1 protein-coding gene is annotated in these 1,886 nt (G+C 41.7%); it reads right to left on the reverse strand.

Annotated features, from left to right (window positions below):
• Nucleotides 1-75: 75 nt before the first annotated feature.
• Complete coding sequence (gene ltrA, locus MJG50_RS21920) at nt 76-1,332, reverse strand: group II intron reverse transcriptase/maturase (protein ID WP_240257904.1); 1,257 nt, start codon at nt 1,330-1,332, stop codon at nt 76-78.
• Between the last annotated feature and the right edge of the window lie 554 nt (nt 1,333-1,886).

A 1,886-nucleotide genomic window follows, 5' to 3' on the forward strand; every position in this document is an offset into this window, starting at 1 on the left:
AATCGAGTAGGAGGGGGTGACTAACCCCCGACCTCTCACACCACCGTACGTACGGTTCCGTATACGGCGGTTCACTTAGGTATGACGCAAAAGATTGTATCTATCCAATAAACTTTTTAGTTTTTGTCCTCTCCAAAACTCTAGGTTAAGTGTTGAGTGTAAAATTGGACTCTTCGATATGCGCCAGTATTTCTTGCGGGAATTACCCCATTCATAGGCTTTCTCTTTTGGAACTCCTAAAGAGATAAGTCTTTTTGTTTTGGTTTTAGGTAGTTTCCATTGCTTCCAGAGACACATCCGAAGCCTTCTTCTTATTAGTTCATCAAGTTGTTTAAAGGGAGTTGGCGTATCTGCCAGCGCAAAATAACCGCACCAACCAACAAGGTATTCATTCAGTTTCTCAATGCGCATTTCTAAAGACATGGATTTTGACCTTGAAGTCAGTTCCTTTATTTTGCTTTTAGCTCTCTTTATACTTTCTTTTGCGATACGGATTTTCGGGATGTAGTTTGATGTGAAACTAAAACCAAGAAACTTTCGTTTCCACGGTCTGTCTACCGCACTTTTCTCTTCATTCACCTTTAATTTAAGTTTCTTTTCGATGAATGTAGTGATAGAGCTTTTGATGCGTAGACCTGCTTTCTTAGTTTTCACGTAGATATTACAGTCATCTGCGTAACGGACAAATTTATGTCCTCTTTTCTCAAGTTCCTTATCCAACTCGTCTAACATGATATTGGATAATAATGGACTCAGTGGTCCGCCTTGAGGAACACCTTCTTCGCTGATAGTCTCTACACCGTTTATCATAATCCCTGACTCTAAGTATTTTCTAATTAATCTTAGAATAGATTTATCCTTGACTCTTTTGGCTACGAGTCCCATAAGCATATCGTGATTTACCTTATCGAAGAACTTTTCCAAGTCCATATCTAACACCCATCTGTAGCCATCTTCTATATACACTTTTGCTTTTCTTACCGCATCGAGGGCTCTCCTTTTTGGTCGGAACCCATAACTATGGTCTGAAAAGGTTGGTTCATAGATTGGGGTTAGGACTTGAGCTATCGCTTGTTGGATTAAACGGTCTGTCACGGTTGGAATTCCTAAAAGACGAGTGCCACCATTTGGTTTCGGGATTTCGACACGTCTGACTGGCATAGGTTCATAGGTTCCTTTCTTCAAAGAATTTCGGATTTCTAGCCAATTATGTAGAATATGCTCTCGTAGGGATTTTACAGGCATTTCATCTACACCGTGGCTACCTTTATTCTTCTCGACACGTTTTAGTGCCGAAAGTAGATTGTCCCGTGACAGTAATCGTTCCATCATATTGATACATCCTTTCACGTGAATATACGTTCTATTTGTGCCACTGTTTATTCCACCCTCTTAAAGTCCCCTGTGGAATTCACCACTTCCTTCTTTAAGTAGGTCCCTTTGGATTGTCTGTATCATCATAAACAGTGAACGCTTAGTGTACATTCTTCCTAAATGTTCAGCCCTTCCTTAACCATCTATAGTTAGTCAAGTACTATGACCTCTGCTGACTTCTGACTGTTCAGCTATCTATCAATAGATAGGTTACCGAATGAGTTCGGCGTATCAGTCAGACCTCCCCAGGTAAGAGTACAGTCTTTCCCTCCATCTATCTGCTTCATTTACTCTGTATCACCTTCGGCAGAATGGACTTTGTTTTGTGTGGCAAACTCATCCAATGATACCTAGCCTTATATGAAGTTCGTGTTCCTCAGATCGGAGGTTTGCCGCTCGCTTCCTTCAGATTCTGCGTCACCGCAGACACCCTTGCGTTAAGCTACCGCTACTTCTGCCTTCACAGTTCGGGACTTTCACCCTATAGACTGCAACCATGCTGGGCACACCAC

Source organism: Fredinandcohnia quinoae (assembly GCF_022427965.1).
Taxonomy (GTDB): domain Bacteria; phylum Bacillota; class Bacilli; order Bacillales; family Bacillaceae_L; genus Ferdinandcohnia; species Ferdinandcohnia quinoae.

Excerpts from the sequence above, each read along its gene's own strand:
- ltrA (WP_240257904.1), bottom strand. The coding sequence starts at position 1,332 with ATGATGGAACGATTACTGTCACGGGACAATCTACTTTCGGCACTAAAA.